Origin of the sequence: Bacillus chungangensis (genome assembly GCF_030812995.1) — a bacterium.
GTDB lineage: Bacteria > Bacillota > Bacilli > Bacillales > Bacillaceae_C > Bacillus_CF > Bacillus_CF chungangensis.
Genome location: NZ_JAUSTT010000017.1, coordinates 83,052 through 105,565 on the forward strand (window position 1 = coordinate 83,052; position 22,514 = coordinate 105,565).

Below are 22,514 nucleotides of genomic sequence, written 5' to 3' on the forward strand. Positions count from 1 at the left end.
ATAGGAGGGTGAAGAAATGTCATTTCAATTTAAGCTACCAGATATCGGTGAAGGCATCCATGAAGGCGAAATTGTAAAATGGTTTGTGAAGCCTGGTGATAAAATCGAAGAAGATGACGTGCTTTGTGAAGTTCAAAATGATAAAGCTGTTGTAGAAATCCCATCACCAGTAACAGGAACTGTAGAAAAACTTTTTGTTGAAGAAGGAACAGTTGCTATTGTTGGAGATGTACTTGTGACAATAGATGCACCTGGTTATGAAGACATAAAATTTAAAGGCGACCACGGTGAAGAGAATGAACAGGAAGAAAAAGCAGCAGATCAGGATAAGGCCGCTGCTGAAGAGAAGCAAACGGTTGAAACGAGCAAAGAAGCAGATGTTGATCCCACAGCACGAGTCATTGCAATGCCATCAGTGAGAAAATATGCCCGTGAAAAAGACATTGATATTCGTCAAGTTAATGGAAGCGGCAAAAATGGCCGTGTACTTAAAGAAGATATTGACGCATTCTCAGCTGGCGATGCACAACAAGCTCCGCAAGCAGAAGCTGTTTCTACACAACCTGTTGATGCAAAAGCAGAGAAAAATGAAAAAATGCCGATTGTAATACCAGAGGGACCAGATCCTGAAACAAGAGAACAAATGAGTGGTATTCGCAAAGCTATTGCTAAAGCAATGGTGAATTCGAAACATACTGCACCACATGTAACACTGATGGATGAAATAGATGTAACGAAACTAGTAAGTCACCGCAAAAAATTCAAAGAAGTTGCGGCAGAAAAAAATATCAAGCTTACTTTCTTGCCATATATTGTGAAAGCATTAGTAAGTGCACTTCGTGAGTTCCCTATTTTAAATTCATCAGTCGATGACGAAGCTGGGGAAATTATTCATAAACATTATTATCATATCGGTATTGCTGCAGATACAGATAAAGGACTCTTAGTTCCAGTAATTAAAAATGCCGATCGCAAATCAATGTTCCAAATTTCTGCTAAAATCAATGAATTAGCTGTAAAAGCAAGAGATGGCAAGCTCGCGCCAACTGAAATGAAAGGATCATCTTGCTCCATTACGAATATTGGCTCTGCTGGCGGGCAATGGTTTACACCAGTAATTAATCATCCTGAAGTAGCGATCCTTGGAGTTGGTAGAATTTCAGAAAAACCGATTGTCAAAAATGGTGAAATTATAGCTGCACATGTGTTAGCATTATCATTGAGCTTTGATCATCGAGTTGTCGATGGAGCTACTGCTCAATATGCGCTCAATCATATAAAGCGTCTATTGAACGATCCAGAATTATTACTAATGGAGGCGTAAGATCATGGTTGTAGGAGATTTTCCGATCGAAACAGACACAATTGTTATTGGGGCAGGTCCAGGAGGCTATGTTGCTGCAATTCGTGCCGCACAATTAGGCCAAAAAGTAACAATCGTAGAGAAAGCATCAGTTGGCGGTGTTTGTTTAAATGTAGGCTGTATTCCATCTAAAGCATTGATTACAGCTGGCCATAAGTATCATGATATGAAAAATGCAGGAAACATTGGAATTACTGCAGATCACGTAAAAGTAGATTTTTCAAAAGTACAAGAATGGAAAGCAAGTGTTGTCAACAGACTTACTGGCGGTGTCGAAGCGCTTTTAAAAGGCAATAAAGTCGATATTGTCAGAGGGGAAGCATATTTTGTTGATGGAAATACTGTGCGTGTTATGGATGAAAAATCATCACAAACATACAAGTTTCAACATGCGATCATTGCAACTGGTTCACGTCCGATTGAAATACCTGGATTCAAATACTCTGAGCGCGTGATAGATTCTACAGGTGCACTAGGTTTGAAAGAAATTCCAGAAAAACTAGTTGTTATCGGTGGAGGTTATATTGGTTCCGAGCTTGGAACTGCCTATGCTAATCTTGGAACAAAAGTAACAATCCTTGAAGGCGGAGATGAAATCCTTGGCGGTTTCGAAAAACAAATGAGTGCACTTGTGAAACGTAATCTTAAGAAAAAAGGTGTCGAAATTGTTACGAAAGCAATGGCCAAAGGGGTTAAAGAAACAGACAATGGAGTTGTCGTTTCTTACGAAGCAAAAGGTGAAGAGAAGACAGTGGAAGCGGATTATGTTCTAGTGACAGTTGGCCGTCGTCCAAACACGGATGAAATGGGACTAGAGCAAGCTGGCGTGGAAATGACAGACCGTGGCATCATTAAGATTGACAAGCAGTGCCGTACAAATGTACCAAGCATTTTTGCGATTGGCGACGTTGTGGAAGGGCCGCCACTTGCACATAAAGCATCTTATGAAGGTAAAATTGCAGCTGAAGCAATTTCAGGACAAGCGGCTGAAATTGATTATTTAGGCATTCCAGCAGTTGTTTTTGTAGAGCCTGAGCTAGCTTCTGTAGGCTATACAGAAAAAGAAGCAAAAGAAGAAGGATTGGAAATCATCGCAGCTAAATTCCCGTTTGCAGCTAATGGTCGAGCGTTATCTTTAAACGAGACAGATGGATTCGTGAAGCTGATAACAAGAAAAGAAGATGGATTAGTGATCGGTGGGCAAATTGCTGGTGCAAATGCATCTGACATGATTTCGGAGATTGGTCTTGCGATTGAGGCAGGTATGACTGCTGAGGATATTGCAATGACGATCCACGCTCACCCAACGTTGGGTGAGATTACGATGGAAGCTGCTGAAGTAGCACTTGGTACGCCAATTCATATAGTAAAGTAATGATACATCTAAGCTGTTCTTTGTTTTGAAGCACAGAATCTTTTAATCGTTTAATAAATACAAAAAGCATCGCCCTGCAAGGATACGTATGGGCGATGCTTTTTCTTTTTGAGCACTATAGCAGATCACTTATTGCGCGCATCTAATGCTTTGGAAATAGATCGAATGATATCTTCTTTCATTGCTTCTCCCTGAATACGAACAATTGTTTTATTATGAAAGATAATGACAAGTGCAGGGAGAGAAGAAACATGATATTGTCGATATTTATCTTTTCTATCACGGTGATTAACAACTTCCATATGTATAAAAACATGTGGATATTGCCTTTTTAGTTCAATAAGTGCATCATAATAGGGCGTTTCAAGTAGATTATTTTCAGGATTGGAAAAAAAGATAATTTGTTCTTTATTCCCCTCATTTATCGGAACAGCCTCTCTTTTTTCACACCCAGATATTAAGACCATAGCCATTATGCACAATACTTTTAAATATTTCATGCCCATCACCGCTTTTTAATCGTATTTAATCAGTGATCTCTTTAAGAAGTGATCTTTCTTTATGTTGCCATCATATATCTATAGCCTTAAGATTCGTTGCTTGAAGCTAGCGGTTTTATGAACATCCATTAAAAAATATTCATTTCCATTCTATCATGATGGCAGCTACATTCACTGATTTTTCTCTGGAAATATCATATTGTATACACCGTTTATCCCACATCTAACTGGCAGTAATACCCCCACCTCAAGAGTAAGAGGAGAATCGAAGAAGTCTAGGTGGGGGATAACTGAAATTCAAATGTCCGATTGGTTCGGGCCAACAGGAGCGTTGCGACAGGACGTCGCGCTTTTAGCTTGAGATCCTTTGTATGTAGGATGAGAGAAACCCCCCATTCATGGAAGTTTCACTTTATGAGCATAGAAGCTACTTTATATTTTATCATAATGCTGTACTAACCTCCTGTTAGTAACAAAAATGTTAAATAACTGAAATCATTTAGACAAAGTGAGAGTAGAAGAAATATTGAAATAGTGTAATATATTAAGTGTAATACACATAATATGTTATACAAAATGGGCTTGAAAAGGTAATAATGTTATATTATTATGGAGTTATCAACGGAAATTATCGACAAAATGCCACATATTCATCATTAAGAAGAAAGGAATGTTTCCAATGGGCACGATTATTTGTCAATCTTGCAATTCGACAATTGATTATTTTGAAGCAGATAAAGTAACAACACTTTACTCATGTTGTTGTGAATGTGACCAAGAAGGAGACATATAAAAAAATATAACCATATAAGAGTAGTGAGCAATTAGGCTTTCTTATCAGAGAAATCCTGGTGTTCAAAGAGGTTGCTAAAATTTTTAGATGTAAATAATATTAGCTTTGGTATGCATGATGTCCCAATTTTTCACAGCCGGGTCTAGACCTTGAACATCCATGTAAAGCTTTCTCTGTTTTTTTATGGGAAAATTCGGAGTATGCTGCTGTTCTGATTTCCAGTTAACAGCAGCATTTTTTTAAAGAAAGCCGTTAGAAACAACGATAATTTAAGCATTATCACTGCTAGCGGATTGCCTGATATTCTTTAATCACACGTATTTTTTGCAATTGATCATCTTCTGGTCCTTGGACCGGCAGCCCCGCTTTAACATTCATATCAATATAAGCTACATTTTCTTCGGTAATAATTTCACCTGGAATAAAAATAGGTATACCTGGCGGATAGACCATAATAAATTCAGCGATAATCCTTCCTGCAGATTCCGCGATTGGCACCTCTTCAGTATTTGCATAAAAAGCATCGCGAGGGGTCATTGCTAACAATGGCATCTTTGGAAGCGCTACTTTTGTTTTAATATCTTCTTTATTTCCTGGAAATTCTTTCACTAAGTCTCTAAGAGCTGCTACAAGTAAATCCGCTTCTTTTTTCGTATCGCCAGGTGTAATAATACAGAGAAGGTTATACAAATCAGAAAGTTCCACTTCAATACGATAGTTTTCACGTAGCCAAGTTTCTGCTTCATAGCCAGTAATACCTAAAGTTTTAACCGAAATAATCAATTTCGTTGGGTCGTAGTGATAGGCTGCTTTCGACCCTAATATTTCTTTGCCGACGCAATAGAGATAATCGATCTGATTAATTTCTTGACGCATATAGTGCGCTAACTCAATCGTCTTCGTTAACATAGACTCGCCTTCAGTAGCCAATTGCTTCCGGGCAGTATCTAATGAAGCTAATAATAAATATGAAGTAGATGTCGTTGTAAGCATGCTTAGGATTGTTTGAACACGTTGAACAGAAATGAAGCCTTCGCGGATATTTAAAATAGAGCTTTGGATTAATGAACCCCCTAATTTATGGACACTAGTTGCGGCCATATCAGCGCCTGCTTGCATAGCAGAGAGAGGCAGATCATCGTGAAAATGAATATGAACACCGTGTGCTTCATCTACTAGAACGGGAACGTTGTATGCATGGGCAATATTTACAATTTTTTTTAAGTCGCATGCAATACCAAAATAAGTTGGATTAATGACAAGCACTGCCTTCGCATCTGGATGTTTATCAAGTGCTTTTGTGACTGCTTCTGTTGTAATGCCATGTGATATGCCGAGAACAGGATCAATTTCAGGATGTATAAAAATAGGAACTGCTCCGGAAAAAACAATAGCGGACATGACAGATTTATGGACATTCCGCGGTACGATAATTTTATCGCCAGGGCCACAAACCGCCATTACCATTGCCATAATAGCGCCGCTTGTTCCTTGTACAGAAAAAAAAGTATGATCAGCTCCAAAGGCTTCTGCTGCCAGCTCCTGAGCTTCTTTAATAATTCCATGCGGATGATGCAAGTCGTCCAACGGTGCAATATTCACTAAGTCAATTGAAAGCGCATCGCTCCCAATAAATTGTCGAAAGGAAGGTTCGGTACCAACACCTTTTTTATGACCAGGAATATGAAATTGAACAGGATTATTTTTAGCATGTTTGATTAAACCCGAAAATAATGGCGTTTCGTGCTGTAACAATGTTAAGACACCTCTTTGCTCAAAAGTGGCCAATCTTTCTCGACATGTATCGTAATATGATAGGCCCTGCTTTAAGGGATTGATTGTATAATTACACAAACATAAAGATTTTAGCATGTTATTTGTTCTTTGCCTATCAAAACTTTTTCCATTTTTATTTACCCCTGTCCACCAACCCATTTATCCCACATCTAACTGGCGAGTCAAGACCCCGACCTCGGGGAGTAAGAGGGACTGAACTGAAAGTCAAATGTCCGATTGGTTCATGCCGACAGGATAAGGAAAGCTTCTTGAATCAGCATCGCACGAAGAAAAAGTGCTCTCCTTTTTCGAGGATGTCGGTCACAAAGGCGTTGCAACAGGACAAGGAAAGCTTCGGCAGTGATACATCGCACGAAGAAAAGCGGTTTCCTTTTCGAGGACGCTGCGATCTTAGCCTTTGTTCTACTTCTTATCAGTAGGGGATGAGAGAAAACCCCACTGATGGAAGTTTCACTTTATATATTAATAGGGAATGTGCAAATGTCATGATCTTTGGATAAATGTTGATATAATAAAATTAGAAATGAGGGGAAGGAAGCGATGAAATGAAATGGGAATCAAGAGTCACAACATTATTAGACATTCAATTTCCGATTGTTCAAGGAGGATTAGCATATTTGGCTTATTCCGAGCTTGCTGCAGCCGTTTCTAATGCTGGAGGGCTTGGCCAAATTACTGCAATGTCTTTGGAAAGCCCAGAAGCATTGCGAACAGAAATTCAAAAAACGAGACAATTAACTACGAAGCCATTTGGAGTTAACTTTGCCATTGGTCAATTTAATGATACATATCCAGCTTATTTAGATGTTGCGATTAATGAGCAGGTGCCGGTAATATCGATTACTGGGGGGAATCCAGCTCCATTATTTGAACAACTGGAAAAAAGTAATAGTTCAGCTAAAAAGCTAGTGCTTGTGGCGGCTAAAAGGCAAGCACTAAAAGCAGAACAGCTCGGTGCAGATGCAGTGATAGTTGTTGGGCAAGAAGGGGGAGGCCATTTAGGACGGCAAGATGTTGGGACGTTTGTCCTCATTCCTCAAGTAGTCGATGCTGTCAAAATTCCAGTGATAGCATCAGGAGGAATTGCAGATGGACGAGGATTAATGGCTGCATTCGCATTAGGGGCAGAAGGCATTGAAATGGGGACACGTTTTATTGCTGTTCAAGAATGTGTTCATGCAACAGATATATACAAACAAGCGTTATTAGCAGGAACTGAGAACGATACTGTTGTTATTAAAAGGACGCTTGGAGCACCGGCTAGAGCAATAAAAAACAAATGGACAGATAAAATACTTGATTTGGAAAAGAATGGGACTGACTTTAAAACACTTCAACCGTATATCAATCGTGATGCAAACAAACGATACATATATGATGGGAATGTGAACGAAGGATTTGCTTGGGCTGGTCAGGCAATGGGGCTAATTCAAGATATTCCAACCGTAGAGGAATTGATGACAAGAATCATAAAGGAAGCAGAAAGTATACAAAAAAAGTGGATGTAAGCATAGCATCCGTTTGACCACTTCGTTTAAATATGAGCTAGTTAAGGTGGTGACCATCATGAAAGAATATTCATATCCATTTTCTGCTGACTGGACTACTGAAGAAGTGATAGCTGTCATTGCTTTTTTTGAAGCAATTGAAACTGCTTATGAAAAAGGAATGAAACGAGAAAAGTTAATAAACTTATACCGAAGATTTAAAGAGATTGTTCCTTCGAAAGCTGAAGAAAAGAAATATGATCGAGAGTTCGAAGAAGTGAGCGGCTATTCTTCTTATCAAGTTGTGAAGAAAATGAAAGAGGCAGTGAATGACTCTATTATTAAAATATAATAAAATCGAAACGAGCCAATTTTGGCTCGTTTGTTGTTTATCCAACATCTAACATTCGGAAAAGAAGGAAATTTCATTTCTATGATTTGCATCGACAGGAAAAACATCGGACGAAAAAGCGGTAATTTGCCTATTCTAGAACGCTGCAATTCTTAACTTGGGATCCCCTTGTATGGAGAAAAAAGCTCCATGATAGGATTTACTCATTGTAAATGATAAAGGGGGATTAAATGTACAAAAGTTTCATGAATAGCGTTAATAAGGTCTTCTCCATTCATTTTAATCACTTCCGTACGAGGAATATGGCGGCCGCAAAGCACCTCAGCCTTTTTCACTGTTTGCAATCTAATAAATAATTGCTGCAGCCCTTCAGTTCCGATTGTTTCCATCTTTGTTGCGTCCGGTTTCATATGATCTCCTGACCAAACAAAGTGTGAGGGAATTTGCTTTTGAATCTCAGCAAGATGCTGTTCCAATTTCTGGCCAATTTCCTTTTTCTTTGGTGCTTCATAAATGACAGCATACCAAATAAATAAATGGGTTCCCCACAATCCAATTTGAAAATGTGGCAGCATTTTATACCCGCGTTTGCTATTTGAAAAAGCTACCCAAGTGTCAGAAGGTGGATTTTTTGTTCTCCGAGCGTGTTTTGCTACATGCTCAAACATTTCATCTCCTGTTAATGTGCTTAAGTCTGGGGCAAATGTTTTGCCAAGCAATTCTAATTTAGGACGGACTAATGTTTTTAAAGCCATCATGCGCTCATCAAGGCCTTCAATAGAAAATACTTGAAAATCTTGATCTGTAAATCCTGGAAAGTGCATTGTGATTCCTCCATCAAATTCCATTTTCATTTAGTGTACCATTGCATACAATTGTCTACAAGAAAGAGGAATCCGCAGTAAGGACGGTTACAAGAATGGTTGTACTTTCATAGAATAAAATAAAAAGTCGATTAGTAATGATAAAAAAAGGGAGGTTTAGAGATGAAACAGATAGTGCATGCTTCACGAAAAAAAACATCCCAGCAAGAGAGATTAGCGGTTCTTCGTTTAGAGTTGGATTATGAGCTAGCAGTGCTTTTCGAGGCTATGCAAGAAAGCAATGAAGAACAGAAGGAACTTTCTAAACAAAAGCTAAAAAAAATTAGGATGGAGCTTTTAAAGCTGCGTGCTTTGTAAATATTTGGAATACTGTGGTATGCCTTATCTTTTTATTTTATGATCAATTAATTAATTGATACTGTTCCTCATTTTGCTGTACAGCGAGCTTACACTTTTCTAATTGAGTGGAGTTCGTTTTTTTTGAAGAGATGTTAAAATATCTGATCATTATCAGCATATGCAAAATAGCAATGGATTTGCTTCAAAACACGCTCAATTATCGAAAAAAGTGAAATTCTTTGATATGACATAGCAATCATTTACCATGGCCAATCTCCTCTCAAAATATGTTATTCCTTATATAAAGGTACAAGCGGAAAGATGTGTCTTTGTTACATGTGTTTTTCGAAATATGCTACACTTAAAATAAGATAGACAAGCATTTTTTTTATCCGAATGGAATGCCTTTAGGAGGAAATTAAATGGGGGAAAAACAAATTGATGCATATGTAAAAAAATGGCTAAAAGAAGCGAGGCAACGAATTATTCGTTCCTTTGACGATATATTATATATTCAAACAAAATCCGATAAAAGCGATCTTGTTACAAATATAGATAAAGAAATTGAACAATTTTTTATTCGTAACATTCGAACAGTATTTCCGGGTCATCATATTATTGGCGAGGAAGGTTTTGGGGATGACCTCAAACGACTAGATGGCACTGTTTGGCTGATAGATCCAATCGACGGTACGATGAATTTTGTTCATCAGCAGCGTAATTTTATGATTTCCATCGGTGTATATGAGGATGGGGTTGGAAAATACGGATACATTTATGATGTCATTCATGACGAGCTGTATTATGCAATAAAAGGTAAAGGAGCGTATTTTAATGACCGTGCGATAGCAAAGCTAAGAGAGGATGTTGCTGTAGCAGAGGCATTGATTTCTATAAATGCATCATGGCTGACGAGAAATTATTGCATGGATGCTTCACGATTGATCCAACTAGTAAAAGATGTAAGAGGTACACGTTCATATGGTTCCGCAGCGCTGGAGTTTGCATATGTTGCGACTGGTCGTTTAGATGCTTATCTGACGATGAGACTTTCTCCGTGGGATTTTGCGGCTGGGAAAATTATTGTGGAGGAGCTAGGAGGTATTGTAACTACATTAAAGGGAGAACCGTTGAAACTACTAGAGAAAAATGCAGTACTTGTTTCTAAACCGGGGCTTCATAAACAGCTTCTTACTTATTTGCGGTAATGGAATCAAATAAGTGACAGCAAGATTGCTTATGTCTATAACGAAACTTGTATCTTTACAAGATAAGTCTTCAAGAGACGGTTCAAAAAGTCTCAACCAATTTATGCAGTATTTTCTTGCTGCGCTGAAAAAATACGGATATATATGTATCATCCGTTATTTTTTTCAGCTCTGCTTTAGATGTTGTATGCTGGTTCGATACTTTTTGAACACACATTTTAAAGTTTTCCTTGGGCACGCATTTTAGCTTTTGTTTTAAAACCGATTCCAGTAATGATAAATGTGGCTGCGATTGCGGCAATCATTCCAATAATACTTCGTTCTCCTATCGCCACCCCAATTCCCATAATAGAAATTGCAGTTGCTAGTGCATAAAGAAGAAAAATCATTTTTACTTTTTTCATTATTAAAACCCCCTTGTCTTTTCTATTGTACAAAATTCATTTTTGATTATCCACTTTGTTATGATATAATACGTTCGTTATATACCTCAATTGCTGAAAAGCATAATTCGAACTGATAGAACCAGGGGGAACCATGTTGGAAAAAAGAGAAAACATAAGGAACATTGCCATTATTGCTCACGTTGACCATGGAAAAACAACACTAGTAGATCAACTTTTAAAACAGTCAGGAATCTTTCGAACGAATGAACAAGTAGAAGAGCGTGCCATGGATTCCAACGATATTGAACGTGAACGCGGCATTACGATTTTAGCCAAGAATACAGCTATTCAATATAAGGAAGTTAAAATAAATATCATGGATACACCTGGCCATGCCGATTTCGGCGGAGAAGTTGAGCGGATTATGAAAATGGTAGATGGAGTACTGCTAGTAGTGGATGCATATGAAGGCTGTATGCCACAAACTCGCTTCGTCCTTAAAAAAGCTTTAGAACAACAGTTAACTCCGATTGTTGTTGTTAATAAAATTGATCGCCCATTTGCCCGTCCTGAAGAGGTGGTCGATGAAGTGCTTGAACTGTTTATAGAATTGGATGCCAATGAAGAACAACTAGAATTTCCGGTTATCTATGCCTCTGGCATCAATGGCACAGCAAGCACAGATCCTGATCCTGATCGTCAAGAAGACAATTTGGAAACTTTATATGAAACGATCGTCGATCATATTCCTGCACCAATCGCTAATCAAGACCAGCCCCTTCAGTTCCAAGTATCGCTGCTTGATTACAATGATTATGTTGGCAGAATTGGAATTGGCAGGATTTTTCGTGGTACAATAAAAGTTGGCCAACAAGTTGCTTTGTTAAAGCTGGATGGAAGCGTCAAAAAGTTCCGTGTAACAAAGTTATTCGGGTTCTTCGGACTAAAACGCTTAGAGATTGAAGAAGCTTATGCTGGCGATCTTATTGCGGTTTCAGGAATGGAAGACATCAATGTCGGAGAAACGATCTGTCCGATTGACCATCAGGAACCGCTGCCAAAGCTGCATATTGATGAACCAACTTTGCAAATGACGTTTCTTGTGAACAATAGCCCATTTGCAGGCCGTGAGGGCAAGTTTATTACAGCTAGAAAAGTTGAAGAACGGCTTCGTTCCCAATTGCAAACAGATGTGAGCTTACGTGTTGAAAATACGGAATCACCTGATGCTTGGATTGTTTCCGGTCGTGGAGAACTTCATTTATCGATTTTGATCGAAAATATGCGGCGGGAAGGCTTTGAATTACAAGTTTCAAAGCCAGAGGTCATTGTAAAAGAAATCGATGGAGTAAAATGTGAGCCGATGGAACGAGTCCAAATCGATGTACCAGAAGCATATACTGGACCAGTTATTGAATCGCTTAGTGCTCGAAAAGGCAATATGCAGGACATGGTTAATAACGGAAATGGGCAAGTCCGGCTTACATTTATCATTCCTGCTCGTGGATTGCTTGGCTATACAACAGAATTCATGACTCTAACCCATGGCTATGGCATTATAAATCATACTTTTGATAGCTACCAGCCAATGAAGGAAGGGAAAATTGGAGGACGGCATGTTGGCGTTTTGGTTTCTATGGAAACAGGAAAGTCAACCGTCTATGGAACGATGCAGGTCGAAGATAGAGGAACAATTTTTGTAGCGCCAGGAACCGATATTTATGAAGGGATGATTGTTGGTGAGCATACACGTGAAAATGATATAACTGTCAATATCACAAAAGTAAAACATGCTACCAACGTTCGTTCAGCTACAAAAGATCAAACGGCAACCATGAAAAAACCTCGTACGATGTCATTAGAAGAGGCAATAGAATACTTGAGTGATGATGAGTATTGTGAAATTACGCCAATATCTATTCGGTTGCGCAAGAAAATCTTAGATAAAAATGAACGTGAAAGAATTGCTAAAAAGAAAAAATACGCGGATAAATAATGAAACAATGCTCTATTACCGAGGGATTTAGATCGATCAACTTACCCGTTTAAACGGGTAAGTTTCATGAACTCTTAAAGATTTAGAGGAACTGGTTTTTAATAGGGGAAGCGAGATTTTTTTTCTCGAACTTCTCTTATCTTATTTAAAGCTTTTATTGTTTTTAGTCTGTCGAGAAAATGAAGCGCTTTATCAGGATGAGAAGAAAATTCTTTAAAATATCACAGTTTTTTGAAGACGAAGTGAAGTAAGTTTGAGATCGGACCTACAGGTCATTCAAGCGTTACTATAGGATAAGGAAAACTTCGTTAGCAATATTCACACAAAGAAAAAGTGGTTTTCGGGAACGTTGCATTCTTAGCTTAAGATTCTTTATAACGATCACTTGTTGGTCGAAGGTTATTTTATGGGTACGCTTCATTAAATGCGATGGGGGTGAGAGTAAGAATGGCCACTTTCAATTTGAATTTAATCAATGTATCAGATCGGCTTTCATTTTTTGCTAAATTGTTTCAAGTAGAGGTAAATCCTACATTAGGAATGTGGCTGCTTTATTTTATGATTGTCGCTTTATCCATCTTAGTATATAAGTTGGGATTTGCGAAAAAACTGCCAATAATGAAATCAATCATTATCTATGCATTTTTAATTTTTGGCTGCACTTTTTTAACCTTTCTCGGAATATTTTTACCGGTTGCAGAAGGACTAGTTGTGGCAGCGCTTATCTTAATTATTTACAAGATTCGTCTGCAGAAGGAGAAGAAAAAAGGAACCTTCGAGGTCAATGATTCTTGATGTTCTACATAAAAAACCAAGTCTGAGACTTGGTTTTTTACGATCCTAGGGTGTAAAATCTATAGATGAAAGTTCGTTTATTATTAAAAGCTATTTTTTGATTTTTTCACTTGATATAATCGAAAACGGCCGGAATCAATTCGTTTTTGTGTATTTTGGGTAATTCTTTCGTCGCAAACCTCGCACATGTACGTATGAATCGGTCTGTTTCTTAGCCGTTTTGCACGGAGATCATCATCAGGAAGGGTATTAATCTTTTCACATAGTACACATTTTACTCTCATTGTTGACACCCCAAAAATATGATTTACAAGTATTATACCATGTCAGCTTGAGTGTGCACACGTGATGCACTTTAGATAGCATCTAAAAAATCAAAAAAAATCAGGCGTTTTCTACGTGGCCTGATTTTTTGCGTTGATTTACTTTTTATTATATGATTGTTCTTCCTGTTTTCTTTCTAATTTCTGATCTTCTTTTTCATTCATTTGCTGCTTTTGTTTATCTAATCCTTGCTGATTATTTTCATCGACAATATCAATCGGAATTTCTGGCATTACTCTACCAGTTATATCTGCTAATTCATTTAGGATTCCTGTGATCGGTCTGCCTGCTTGGATATCCTCTCCTACTTCTCGAAGACGTGCGTAAGCGTCTGGATCGGCAATGACAATAGCATTTGCTCCATAAGGATCATTTTTTAAACTTTCCGCTACTGAATATTTAATTGAACCTACTTTTGATCGTTCCAAATCTGCATCTACGTCCAGCCCAATAATCGCATAATTTCCAAGAACGACTGTGGTAGCGTTTTTTACATCTGGAACACCAGCAGCTAAATTGGAAAGATGTTGAGAAACTTCAGTGTTTGATTTTGGTTGAGGTTCCGTAATATTGCTATTTCTCACCATTCTGGTATTTTGTGTGCCATCCTCATTGTTTGGCAGCACATTGTTATTTTGTCTACATCCACTGATGATGAGTATTAATAGGAATAATGTCATGATTTTACGCAAGAATAATTACCTCCTTAAAATAATTAACCTGTTTGATCTATTCTAAAGCCTTAACTTGTTGAATTTTGCTTTTTGTTCACTTGCATGATCCATATTCAAGTCTTTGAATTGTTTTTTCCCCCTTTTTACTATGGCTTTACATATAGTGTGCAAATTTCTACTATCCTTTATGCATCAAATCATGGATTTCATCAAAGTCATTCCAAAAAACGATGAAGTGGTTGTTTATGAACGTCGCAAATGATCGTTATTTTAGTAGATCCGATACTTGTAAAAAGTGAAATGTGAGCTTTTAGGATAAGGAACGTGCATGAATTTTAAGGAAGTTTGCGGCGAAGATGGGTAACATTAACATAAAAATGTAATGAAACTGCTAAATGCCACGACATGAAGGAAGGGACGATAGGATTGTAATGTAATATTAATAAAAAGGCCAGTTGCTGCAACCTGTTCATTGTCCCGTATGGAAAAAAAGAGCTCGCACAAAATGCGAACCCTTTTTTATAAATTAACTAACAGTTTTAGCCCTAATCAAGAGCCACAAGAATCAAAAAGTAGGTGGAGATGACTAAAAGTCCTATGTCCGATTGATACGAACTAGAATATTCATCACGAAAAAACGTTTTCTTTTTTTGACCACCCTACTGAAAAGAATGATGTTTATTGTTTCTAGCCAAATTTGTCCTGTTATTCAACTCGAAAGCTGGCAACATCTTTAATTGGCTTATTTTTGTTAGAACCATCTCGGTAAAGAACGTGGAGAGGGCCATCCTCTTTTATTGGCTTGCCCACTTTTGAAAAAGCAAGAATCAGTTTGTCGGCATCAGTTATGGGCAAAGCAATATCACCTTGTGCTGTTTCTAAAATAAGTTGTTTTGCATCCTCATATGGTTCAGCATTCTGAAGAAATGGAATAATCGGGATGCCGAACGTGCCTGTCATCATTTGTTTTCGTGCATATACTCGTTCTGTTTTTAAAGTAGGTGGATTTGTGCTGCTCTCTTGAATCTCTCTTTCCCAAAATCTTGAAAGTTTATTTTCAGTTTGTTCTTCTTCAGGTGCTTCTTTTTGATCAGAATGAAAATATGTATCTAAATCAATACGACGATCATCGAAAATCCAAGAACCAATGTCTAAAGTAATTGGAAACTTTACGTTCCCTCTAATAGATGAAATTAAATTCATTTTTATCCCCCTTGTATGAATAGCTGTTACGATGTTGCCTAACAGAAATTATATAATGAAAACTTTTTCTTGTCACACTTTGGAACCAACTGTAAGATGGATTAGAATGAGTGAAAGAAAACGTTTTAACAGATACTAAGAAAGAATGAAGTGAAAGGGGGTGGAACCGTTGCAAGTTTGTTGCAATGGTTGAAGATTGGATGATTTGACAGAAGAACTAACAAAAATGGTGGCGGAGGCACGGCCATATGCGGAAAGAGGCAAGGTGGCAGATTATATACCCGCACTGCAAAAGAGCAATGCTTCTGACCTTTCAGTTTCCATTTTCAATGTTAACGGGCATGATTATCATGCGGGTGATTACCTTAAAAAATTCACTTTGCAGAGTATTTCCAAGGTGATTGCCCTTGCTTTAGTTTTAATGGACTCTGGTCCTGAAAAAGTATTTGCAAAAGTTGGCATGGAGCCGACTGGCGATTCTTTTAATTCTATTGCAAAGCTTGAAACAATGAAACCATCAAAACCTTTGAATCCAATGATTAACGCTGGTGCACTTACCGTAACGGAAATGATTAAAGGAAATAGCAGTACAGAGAAATGGACAAGATTGATTGAATTTACAGCTAAGCTGACCAATGATGAAACAGTTACTTATAATGCATCAGTCGCGCAATCAGAATTTGATACTGCTTTTTTGAATAGATCTCTTTGCTATTTTTTAAAACAGCACGGTATCATTACAGGAGATGTCGAGGAATTAATGGATTTATACACAAAACAATGCGCCATTGAGATGAACTGTTCTGAATTAGCAAGAATTGGCGCTGTTTTTGCAATGGATGGTTGTGATCCATTAACTGGAAAGCAAACAATTCCAAAGGATATTGCTCGGATATGTAAAACATATATGGTTACTTGCGGAATGTATAATGCTTCGGGTGAATTTGCTATGAAAGTCGGCATTCCAGCGAAAAGCGGTGTTTCCGGAGGAATTATGGGAGCAGTTCCTAACCGTTGCGGTATTGGTATATTTGGGCCTGCTCTTGATCATAAAGGGAATAGTATTGCCGGATTAAAATTACTAGAAATGATGAGCAACCGTTATGGATTTAGTATTTTTTAACAATCATTTCCCATTATCGTAAAGCACGTTTATCTATCATTGAAAGGAACAGTAAGTAGTACTGAATTCGAAAACACCGAAACAATTTCCATGAATAGGCTGCGAAATTGTTTCGCCTCAAAAAAGTGGAAGTAGTTCCTATCGTTTTTTGTAAAAGTGAGCAATTTTTGAAAATGTCGTGTTTTGTTATAGGGATAAATGCGAGAGAGTTTCCTTTTTTCTTGCATTTTGAGTTATTTAAAGGTAGAATTTTAAGATAGAATTGTTAAATGCACGGAACAGGGGGATTACTGTGGTGTCTGAAGTGAAAATAGATCATAGGGAACAAGCATATCATCTGCTAAAGGCGGATGCGGAGAAGATATTGCAGTTAATTAAAGTGCAGATGGACAACTTAACGATGCCCCAATGCCCTCTCTATGAAGAGGTATTGGATACACAAATGTTTGGCTTATCCCGTGAAATAGATTTTGCTGTAAGATTAGGATTGGTGCTGGAGAAAGATGGTAAAGAGTTGCTAGATTCATTGGAAAAGGAACTCTCTTTATTACACGAGGCATCAATAAAGAAATAACGTTGATCCAATCATGGATTGCCACCACTTTTCGAAGCTGGTGGTTTCTCATTTCATCCTGCTATTAGGACTCATGAGAGTTTGTTTAACTGAGTTTCCGAAAAGAATTCTCCTACTTCTAAATGTGAAGGGCATAGCCCAATGAAAGTGGGAGATGAATTTTCGGTTGGTGTAAGCCAAAATATTGTTCTATAATCAACCTATACACTATGGAAGGTTGATGACAGGGATGGAATACAAGTAAGAACTTGCTGAAACTAGCCATGTAGTTGGTATTTTCTCTAGGGCAGGGACTGCCCTTATAGCTTGGTAAATATAGATAGCTAACAAAAGTATCTAGTTCCCAAGAAGCTTCCACTTTAATCAGACCGTAAGGTTGATAAGTGGTGAGCAGTTCACCAGATTGTTATGCATCGTTTCAAGCTGATTCATCACGATGTTTTCCAGAGGCAGAGCATGTTTTACATGTTGAAGCAATAAGGAAGTATACGCTAGCAAGTACGAAAAGCCCAAACATTTTAGAGGAAATTGTTTGGGCTTTTTTAGCCAACATGCATAATTAGAGATCAAAGAAACTTCGTAAATTGAAATGAAGATGAAAAGGATTGGAAAATTCTTATGGTGAAAAAAATTCTTAAATCTTATGACTACTCGCTTATCACTGTATATATTCTGCTTTGTTTATTTGGTTTGGTGATGATATATAGTGCTTCGATGGTCATTGGGATGCAATATTATCAAGTAAGCAGCGATTATTATTATAATAAGCAGCTTCAGCATTTTTTTCTTTCCATCTTTTTTTTCATTTTTACGGCAGTCTTTCCGTACAAAGCTTATAAAAATAATCGTTTTTTAATGATTATTGTGCTATTGTCTTTGTTAAGTGCGTTATTTGTTATTTCATTTGGATATGTTTCAAATAACGCAGGTAGATGGGTAGAAATTGGTGGAAAAATGATTCAGCCATCTGAGTTTATCAAGCTGGCAACAATTATTTATTTAGGCGCAATCTATACAAAAAAACAGTCCTATTTAAATGAAATGAATAGAGGAGTTTTTCCACCGCTTATATTTTTATGTGTCATCTGTTTTCTTATTTTGCGTCAGCCTGATTTAGGTACTGCAGTTATTACCTTCGCTATTGGCTTTACGATGATTATCAGTTCTGGAATGGCGTTAAAAACTATTTTGAAGCTAGTTGGAACTGGTGTTTTCATCATTGTTTTACTGCTGCCCCTCTTTCTAATTAATAAAGATATTATATTAACGGATGGAAGGGTAGATAGAATTGAAGGCTTTTTAGATCCTTTTACAAGTGGAGATGAAGGTCTCCAACTAGTTAATTCCTACTTGGCAATTGGTTCAGGTGGAATAAAAGGACAAGGCTTAGGACAGAGTGTGCAAAAATTAGGCTATTTGCCTGAGGGCCATACAGATTTTATTATGGCAGTAATAGCGGAGGAATTAGGATTATTTGGCGTACTCTTTGTCATTGCTGGTTTAGCTTTCCTAGTTTTACGAGGACTTTATGTCGGGATGAAGTGTAAAGATCCTTTTGGAAGTTTACTTGCATTTGGAATTTCAAGTATGATCGCTATACAGACCTTAATTAATTTAGGTGGAGTTGTAGGATTAATACCAATTACAGGTGTAACACTTCCATTTATTAGCTATGGAGGCTCCTCATTATTGGTTTTATCAATGTCACTAGGTATTTTAGTCAATGTTTCCATGTTTGTTCGTTATGAGGAAAAATACAAACCTGGGAAAGAACACCTTAGACCAGAAACAATGGTGTCTTCAAATACAAAGGTGACTTTAAAAAGTCGAGTACACAATTGAAATGCAGATGGCAGAATTCTTTCTTTGGCAATTTCTTTAATGAGATACATTTGCATATTGTGTACGGAACAGTAAAGGAGAAGAGAATGTCATGAAGAAAATTCAAAAAGTGCTAGTAGCTAATCGAGGCGAAATTGCCATTCGTGTTTTTAGAGCTTGCTATGAGCTAAATATACGAACAGTTGCTATTTACTCGAAAGAAGATTCTGGTTCTTACCACAGATTCAAAGCAGATGAGGCATATTTAGTCGGGGAAGGCAAGAAGCCAATCGATGCTTACCTCGATATTGAAGGGATTCTTAACATTGCGAAAACAGCTCGTGTTGATGCCATTCACCCTGGATATGGATTCTTATCAGAAAATATTCATTTTGCGAGAAGATGTGAAGAAGAAGGGATTATCTTTATTGGTCCTGAAACAAAGCATTTAGATATGTTTGGCGATAAAGTGAAAGCGAAAGAGCAAGCGAAGCTGGCAAATATTCCTGTCATCCCAGGCAGCGATGGTCCTGTTTCGAATCTGGAAGAAGTGATTACGTTTGGCCGAGAGCATGGCTATCCGATCATTATTAAAGCATCATTAGGCGGCGGCGGCCGGGGGATGCGAATTGTTAATACTGAAAATGAAATTGAAGAAGCATTTGAGCGAGCAACTTCTGAAGCTAAGGCAGCCTTCGGAAATGATGAGGTTTATGTAGAAAGATTCATCGAAAATCCGAAGCATATCGAAGTTCAAATATTAGGAGATACACACGGCAATGTCATCCATTTATTTGAACGGGATTGTTCTGTACAAAGGCGGCATCAAAAAGTGGTCGAAGTCGCACCATGTGTATCGATCTCTCAGGAATTGCGGGAAAGAATTTGTGAAGCAGCAATTCAATTAATGAAAAATGTTGAATATGTTAATGCTGGGACAGTAGAATTTCTAACTTCTGGCGAGAACTTTTATTTTATTGAGGTAAATCCAAGAATTCAGGTTGAACATACCATTACTGAAATGATAACAGGTGTAGATATTGTTCAGTCACAAATACTAATTGCAGAAGGCAATGACTTGCACGGCAATAAGGTTGGCATTCCGTTGCAAGAAGAACTATCAATTCATGGTTTTGCCATTCAGTCTCGTGTAACAACGGAAGATCCATTAAATCAGTTTATGCCTGATACAGGAAAAATTCGTGTTTATCGTACTGGCGGCGGATTCGGCGTTCGTTTAGATGCTGGGAATGGTTTCCAAGGTGCAGAAATAACGCCTTTTTATGACTCATTACTTGTGAAGGTTTCCACATGGGCTTTGACTTTTGAACAAGCAGCAGCGAAAATGGTTCGAAATTTGAAAGAATTTCGTATTCGTGGAATTAAAACAAACATTCCGTTTCTAGTAAACGTGATGAATCATGAAAAATTTATAACCGGCAAGTACGACACATCATTTATCGATGTGACACCACAGCTCTTCTTGTTCCCGACGAGCAAGGACAGAGGTACAAAAATGTTAACTTATATCGGGACGATAACTGTTAATGGTTTTCCAGGAATTGAAAAGCGCAAGAAACCATTATTTATGAAGCCAAGGATTCCTGAACTCCCGTTTGAAAAGACAGCAGCACCTGGGACTAAACAAATTCTTGATGAAAAAGGTCCTGATGGCCTTGTTAAGTGGATACAGAATCAAAAGCAAGTGCTTATCACGGATACAACATTTCGTGATGCCCACCAATCCTTGCTTGCGACTCGAGTCAGGACTACAGACATAAAACATATTGCAGAACCGACTGCAAAGCTTCTGCCTACTCTGTTTTCGCTCGAAATGTGGGGAGGGGCTACATTCGACGTTTCTTATCGCTTTTTGCAGGAAGATCCGTGGGAACGTTTATTAACATTACGCAATCAGATTCCAAACATTTTATTTCAAATGCTTCTGAGGGCATCGAATGCAGTTGGATATAAAAATTATCCAGACAATGTTATTCGTGAATTTGTTGAAAAATCTGCTCATGCAGGTATTGATGTTTTCCGTATTTTTGATAGCTTAAATTGGCTAAAAGGAATGGAAGTAGCGATAGATGCTGTTCGGCAAACTGGAAAAATAGCAGAAGCGTCCATTTGCTATACTGGTGATATTGCTGATTTATCTAGAACAAAGTACGACATACAATATTACAAAGACATGGCAAAAGCATTAGAGCAGCAAGGAGCACATATCTTAGGGATTAAAGATATGGCAGGCCTTTTAAAACCGCAAGCAGCGTACCGATTAATATCTGAGTTAAAAGATACCGTCTCGATTCCGATTCATCTTCACACCCATGATACGAGCGGCAATGGCGTTTATACGTATGCACAAGCAATTAAAGCTGGTGTAGATGTAGTTGATGTTGCACTTGCATCTATGTCAGGACTTACTTCGCAGCCGAGTTTAAATACACTCTATTATGCGTTGGAAGGCGATGAGCACAAGCCTAATTTAGATATTGAAGCAGCGGAATCTCTCTCTTATTACTGGGAGGATGTTAGAAAATATTATGCAGACTTTGAATCAGGCATGGTTTCTCCGCATACAGAAGTGTATCAACACGAAATGCCAGGCGGACAATATAGCAATTTGCAACAGCAGGCAAAAGCTGTTGGGCTTGGTACAAGATGGGATGAAGTAAAGACTATGTATGCGCGTGTTAACCAAATGTTCGGCGATATTGTGAAAGTGACGCCTTCTTCTAAAGTAGTGGGTGATATGGCATTATTTATGGTGCAGAATGATTTAGATGAAGAAACTGTTTTAGAAAAAGGTAATATGATCGATTTTCCGGATTCTGTTATTGAGTTGTTTAGCGGATATTTAGGCCAGCCGCATGGGGGCTTTCCTCAGAAGCTGCAAGAGGTCATTTTAAAAGACAAACAGCCAATTCATGTGCGTCCTGGAGAATTGATGGATGCAGTTGACTTTGATGTACTGCGAGATGAGCTTTATGAGAAGCTGAAACGTCCAGTCACATCGTTTGAAATGATTTCCTATGCTTTATATCCAAAAGTATTCTTGGACTATATGAAAAAATTTGATCAATTTGGAGATGTCTCAGTACTTGACACCCTTACTTTTTTCCATGGAATGAGGCTTGGTGAAGAAGAGGAAATTGAAATCGAAACTGGAAAGACGTTGTTTGTAAAGTTGATTTCAATTGGAGAAGCAAGAAGCGACGGCACTCGAATTGTTTATTTTGAACTTAATGGCCAGCCGCGTGAAGTAGTCATTCGTGATGAAAGTATAAAAGCGACAGTAACTGCTAAACGTAAAGCAGATTCGAATGATGAAACACAAATAGGTGCAACGATGCCAGGAACAGTCATCAAAGTACTAGTTAAAGAAGATGAGAGAGTTGCGAAGGGTGAGCATCTGCTTATTACAGAAGCGATGAAAATGGAAACAACTGTACAAGCTCCTTTTGAAGGCGTGATCAAAAAAATACATGTAGGAAACGGAGAAGCCATTCAACCAGGTGATTTACTCATAGAGCTGCAAAGGGATTAATATACACAAAAAAAACCGTGAATTTTA

The 22,514-nt window shown here is 37.9% G+C and carries 21 protein-coding genes; 14 read left to right on the forward strand and 7 right to left on the reverse strand.

The window, feature by feature from the left end; translation table 11 throughout:
* The first annotated feature begins 16 nt into the window (after positions 1 to 16).
* Positions 17 to 1,324: a dihydrolipoamide acetyltransferase family protein gene (locus J2S08_RS14330; RefSeq protein WP_307230628.1), complete on the forward strand. Its 1,308-nt coding sequence runs from the start codon at positions 17 to 19 to the stop codon at positions 1,322 to 1,324.
* Positions 1,325 to 1,328: 4 nt separating this feature from the next.
* On the forward strand, positions 1,329 to 2,738 hold the full coding sequence (gene lpdA / locus J2S08_RS14335; protein WP_307230630.1) for a dihydrolipoyl dehydrogenase: 1,410 nt from the start codon (positions 1,329 to 1,331) through the stop codon (positions 2,736 to 2,738).
* A gap of 125 nt (positions 2,739 to 2,863) precedes the next feature.
* Here lpdA and J2S08_RS14340 read toward each other — a convergent pair whose 3' ends face one another.
* Positions 2,864 to 3,238, reverse strand: a complete 375-nt coding sequence (locus tag J2S08_RS14340) for a hypothetical protein (protein WP_307230632.1) — start codon at positions 3,236 to 3,238, stop codon at positions 2,864 to 2,866.
* Positions 3,239 to 3,917: 679 nt separating this feature from the next.
* On the opposite strand from J2S08_RS14340, the gene J2S08_RS14345 reads away from it, so the two are divergent.
* Positions 3,918 to 4,031, forward strand: coding sequence for a GapA-binding peptide SR1P (locus tag J2S08_RS14345; protein WP_307230634.1), 114 nt, complete (start codon positions 3,918 to 3,920; stop codon positions 4,029 to 4,031).
* 285 nt (positions 4,032 to 4,316) lie between these two features.
* Here the strand turns inward: J2S08_RS14345 and J2S08_RS14350 are convergent, their stop codons facing one another.
* Positions 4,317 to 5,786 (reverse strand): aminotransferase class I/II-fold pyridoxal phosphate-dependent enzyme, encoded by a 1,470-nt coding sequence (locus tag J2S08_RS14350; protein WP_307230636.1) that lies wholly within the window; start codon positions 5,784 to 5,786, stop codon positions 4,317 to 4,319.
* Positions 5,787 to 6,373: 587 nt separating this feature from the next.
* Here J2S08_RS14350 and J2S08_RS14355 point away from each other — a divergent pair.
* Positions 6,374 to 7,336 carry an NAD(P)H-dependent flavin oxidoreductase gene (locus J2S08_RS14355; RefSeq protein ID WP_307230638.1) on the forward strand — a complete coding sequence of 321 codons (963 nt, stop codon included), beginning with the start codon at positions 6,374 to 6,376 and terminating at the stop codon, positions 7,334 to 7,336.
* A 58-nt stretch (positions 7,337 to 7,394) separates the two neighbouring features.
* Positions 7,395 to 7,667 carry a UPF0223 family protein gene (locus J2S08_RS14360; protein WP_307230639.1) on the forward strand — a complete coding sequence of 91 codons (273 nt, stop codon included), beginning with the start codon at positions 7,395 to 7,397 and terminating at the stop codon, positions 7,665 to 7,667.
* 203 nt (positions 7,668 to 7,870) lie between these two features.
* On the opposite strand, the gene J2S08_RS14365 is transcribed toward J2S08_RS14360, so the two are convergent.
* The gene (locus tag J2S08_RS14365) at positions 7,871 to 8,491 is read right to left on the reverse strand and encodes a YktB family protein (protein WP_307230641.1); all 621 of its coding nucleotides are present in this window, start codon (positions 8,489 to 8,491) and stop codon (positions 7,871 to 7,873) included.
* Between the two features lie 162 nt (positions 8,492 to 8,653).
* Between J2S08_RS14365 and J2S08_RS14370 the strand changes: the two genes are divergently transcribed.
* Together J2S08_RS14370 and J2S08_RS14375 are read left to right on the forward strand one after the other, a co-directional pair.
* Positions 8,654 to 8,848: a hypothetical protein gene (locus tag J2S08_RS14370; protein WP_307230643.1), complete on the forward strand. Its 195-nt coding sequence runs from the start codon at positions 8,654 to 8,656 to the stop codon at positions 8,846 to 8,848.
* A 404-nt stretch (positions 8,849 to 9,252) separates the two neighbouring features.
* Positions 9,253 to 10,038: an inositol monophosphatase family protein gene (locus tag J2S08_RS14375; RefSeq protein WP_307230645.1), complete on the forward strand. Its 786-nt coding sequence runs from the start codon at positions 9,253 to 9,255 to the stop codon at positions 10,036 to 10,038.
* 218 nt (positions 10,039 to 10,256) lie between these two features.
* Here the strand turns inward: J2S08_RS14375 and J2S08_RS14380 are convergent, their stop codons facing one another.
* The gene (locus J2S08_RS14380; RefSeq protein ID WP_307230647.1) at positions 10,257 to 10,442 is read right to left on the reverse strand and encodes a DUF5325 family protein; all 186 of its coding nucleotides are present in this window, start codon (positions 10,440 to 10,442) and stop codon (positions 10,257 to 10,259) included.
* Positions 10,443 to 10,578: 136 nt separating this feature from the next.
* Between J2S08_RS14380 and typA the strand changes: the two genes are divergently transcribed.
* Both typA and J2S08_RS14390 read left to right on the forward strand, forming a co-directional pair.
* The gene (typA, locus tag J2S08_RS14385) at positions 10,579 to 12,420 is read left to right on the forward strand and encodes a translational GTPase TypA (protein WP_307230649.1); all 1,842 of its coding nucleotides are present in this window, start codon (positions 10,579 to 10,581) and stop codon (positions 12,418 to 12,420) included.
* Between the two features lie 447 nt (positions 12,421 to 12,867).
* The gene (locus J2S08_RS14390) at positions 12,868 to 13,215 is read left to right on the forward strand and encodes a YlaH-like family protein (protein WP_307230651.1); all 348 of its coding nucleotides are present in this window, start codon (positions 12,868 to 12,870) and stop codon (positions 13,213 to 13,215) included.
* 83 nt (positions 13,216 to 13,298) lie between these two features.
* On the opposite strand, the gene J2S08_RS14395 is transcribed toward J2S08_RS14390, so the two are convergent.
* The 3 genes from J2S08_RS14395 to J2S08_RS14405 form a co-directional block, all read right to left on the reverse strand.
* Positions 13,299 to 13,499, reverse strand: a complete 201-nt coding sequence (locus J2S08_RS14395; protein WP_307230653.1) for a YlaI family protein — start codon at positions 13,497 to 13,499, stop codon at positions 13,299 to 13,301.
* Positions 13,500 to 13,637: 138 nt separating this feature from the next.
* Positions 13,638 to 14,231, reverse strand: coding sequence for a YhcN/YlaJ family sporulation lipoprotein (locus tag J2S08_RS14400; protein ID WP_307230655.1), 594 nt, complete (start codon positions 14,229 to 14,231; stop codon positions 13,638 to 13,640).
* A 687-nt stretch (positions 14,232 to 14,918) separates the two neighbouring features.
* Positions 14,919 to 15,416, reverse strand: a complete 498-nt coding sequence (locus tag J2S08_RS14405) for a peptidyl-prolyl cis-trans isomerase (protein ID WP_307230657.1) — start codon at positions 15,414 to 15,416, stop codon at positions 14,919 to 14,921.
* A gap of 226 nt (positions 15,417 to 15,642) precedes the next feature.
* On the opposite strand from J2S08_RS14405, the gene glsA reads away from it, so the two are divergent.
* The 5 genes from glsA (at position 15,643) to pyc (ending at position 22,487) form a co-directional block, all read left to right on the forward strand.
* Positions 15,643 to 16,539, forward strand: a complete 897-nt coding sequence (gene glsA / locus J2S08_RS14410) for a glutaminase A (protein WP_307230683.1) — start codon at positions 15,643 to 15,645, stop codon at positions 16,537 to 16,539.
* Positions 16,540 to 16,831: 292 nt separating this feature from the next.
* Entirely contained in the window at positions 16,832 to 17,113 is a 282-nt protein-coding gene (locus J2S08_RS14415; protein ID WP_307230659.1) for a YlaN family protein, read from the forward strand.
* A 386-nt stretch (positions 17,114 to 17,499) separates the two neighbouring features.
* On the forward strand, positions 17,500 to 17,676 hold the full coding sequence (locus J2S08_RS14420; RefSeq protein WP_307230660.1) for a hypothetical protein: 177 nt from the start codon (positions 17,500 to 17,502) through the stop codon (positions 17,674 to 17,676).
* Between the two features lie 55 nt (positions 17,677 to 17,731).
* Entirely contained in the window at positions 17,732 to 18,955 is a 1,224-nt protein-coding gene (locus J2S08_RS14425) for an FtsW/RodA/SpoVE family cell cycle protein (RefSeq protein ID WP_307230662.1), read from the forward strand.
* A gap of 91 nt (positions 18,956 to 19,046) precedes the next feature.
* Positions 19,047 to 22,487 (forward strand): pyruvate carboxylase, encoded by a 3,441-nt coding sequence (pyc, locus tag J2S08_RS14430; RefSeq protein ID WP_307230664.1) that lies wholly within the window; start codon positions 19,047 to 19,049, stop codon positions 22,485 to 22,487.
* Positions 22,488 to 22,514 lie beyond the last annotated feature (27 nt).

Excerpts from the sequence above, each read along its gene's own strand:
- J2S08_RS14395 (WP_307230653.1), bottom strand. The coding sequence starts at position 13,499 with ATGAGAGTAAAATGTGTACTATGTGAAAAGATTAATACCCTTCCTGAT.
- J2S08_RS14370 (WP_307230643.1), top strand. The coding sequence starts at position 8,654 with ATGAAACAGATAGTGCATGCTTCACGAAAAAAAACATCCCAGCAAGAG.
- J2S08_RS14425 (WP_307230662.1), top strand. The coding sequence starts at position 17,732 with ATGGTGAAAAAAATTCTTAAATCTTATGACTACTCGCTTATCACTGTA.
- J2S08_RS14405 (WP_307230657.1), bottom strand. The coding sequence starts at position 15,416 with ATGAATTTAATTTCATCTATTAGAGGGAACGTAAAGTTTCCAATTACT.
- J2S08_RS14380 (WP_307230647.1), bottom strand. The coding sequence starts at position 10,442 with ATGAAAAAAGTAAAAATGATTTTTCTTCTTTATGCACTAGCAACTGCA.
- glsA (WP_307230683.1), top strand. The coding sequence starts at position 15,643 with ATGGTGGCGGAGGCACGGCCATATGCGGAAAGAGGCAAGGTGGCAGAT.
- J2S08_RS14390 (WP_307230651.1), top strand. The coding sequence starts at position 12,868 with ATGGCCACTTTCAATTTGAATTTAATCAATGTATCAGATCGGCTTTCA.
- J2S08_RS14345 (WP_307230634.1), top strand. The coding sequence starts at position 3,918 with ATGGGCACGATTATTTGTCAATCTTGCAATTCGACAATTGATTATTTT.
- J2S08_RS14355 (WP_307230638.1), top strand. The coding sequence starts at position 6,374 with ATGAAATGGGAATCAAGAGTCACAACATTATTAGACATTCAATTTCCG.
- J2S08_RS14365 (WP_307230641.1), bottom strand. The coding sequence starts at position 8,491 with ATGCACTTTCCAGGATTTACAGATCAAGATTTTCAAGTATTTTCTATT.
- lpdA (WP_307230630.1), top strand. The coding sequence starts at position 1,329 with ATGGTTGTAGGAGATTTTCCGATCGAAACAGACACAATTGTTATTGGG.
- J2S08_RS14360 (WP_307230639.1), top strand. The coding sequence starts at position 7,395 with ATGAAAGAATATTCATATCCATTTTCTGCTGACTGGACTACTGAAGAA.
- J2S08_RS14340 (WP_307230632.1), bottom strand. The coding sequence starts at position 3,238 with ATGAAATATTTAAAAGTATTGTGCATAATGGCTATGGTCTTAATATCT.
- pyc (WP_307230664.1), top strand. The coding sequence starts at position 19,047 with ATGAAGAAAATTCAAAAAGTGCTAGTAGCTAATCGAGGCGAAATTGCC.
- J2S08_RS14330 (WP_307230628.1), top strand. The coding sequence starts at position 17 with ATGTCATTTCAATTTAAGCTACCAGATATCGGTGAAGGCATCCATGAA.
- J2S08_RS14375 (WP_307230645.1), top strand. The coding sequence starts at position 9,253 with ATGGGGGAAAAACAAATTGATGCATATGTAAAAAAATGGCTAAAAGAA.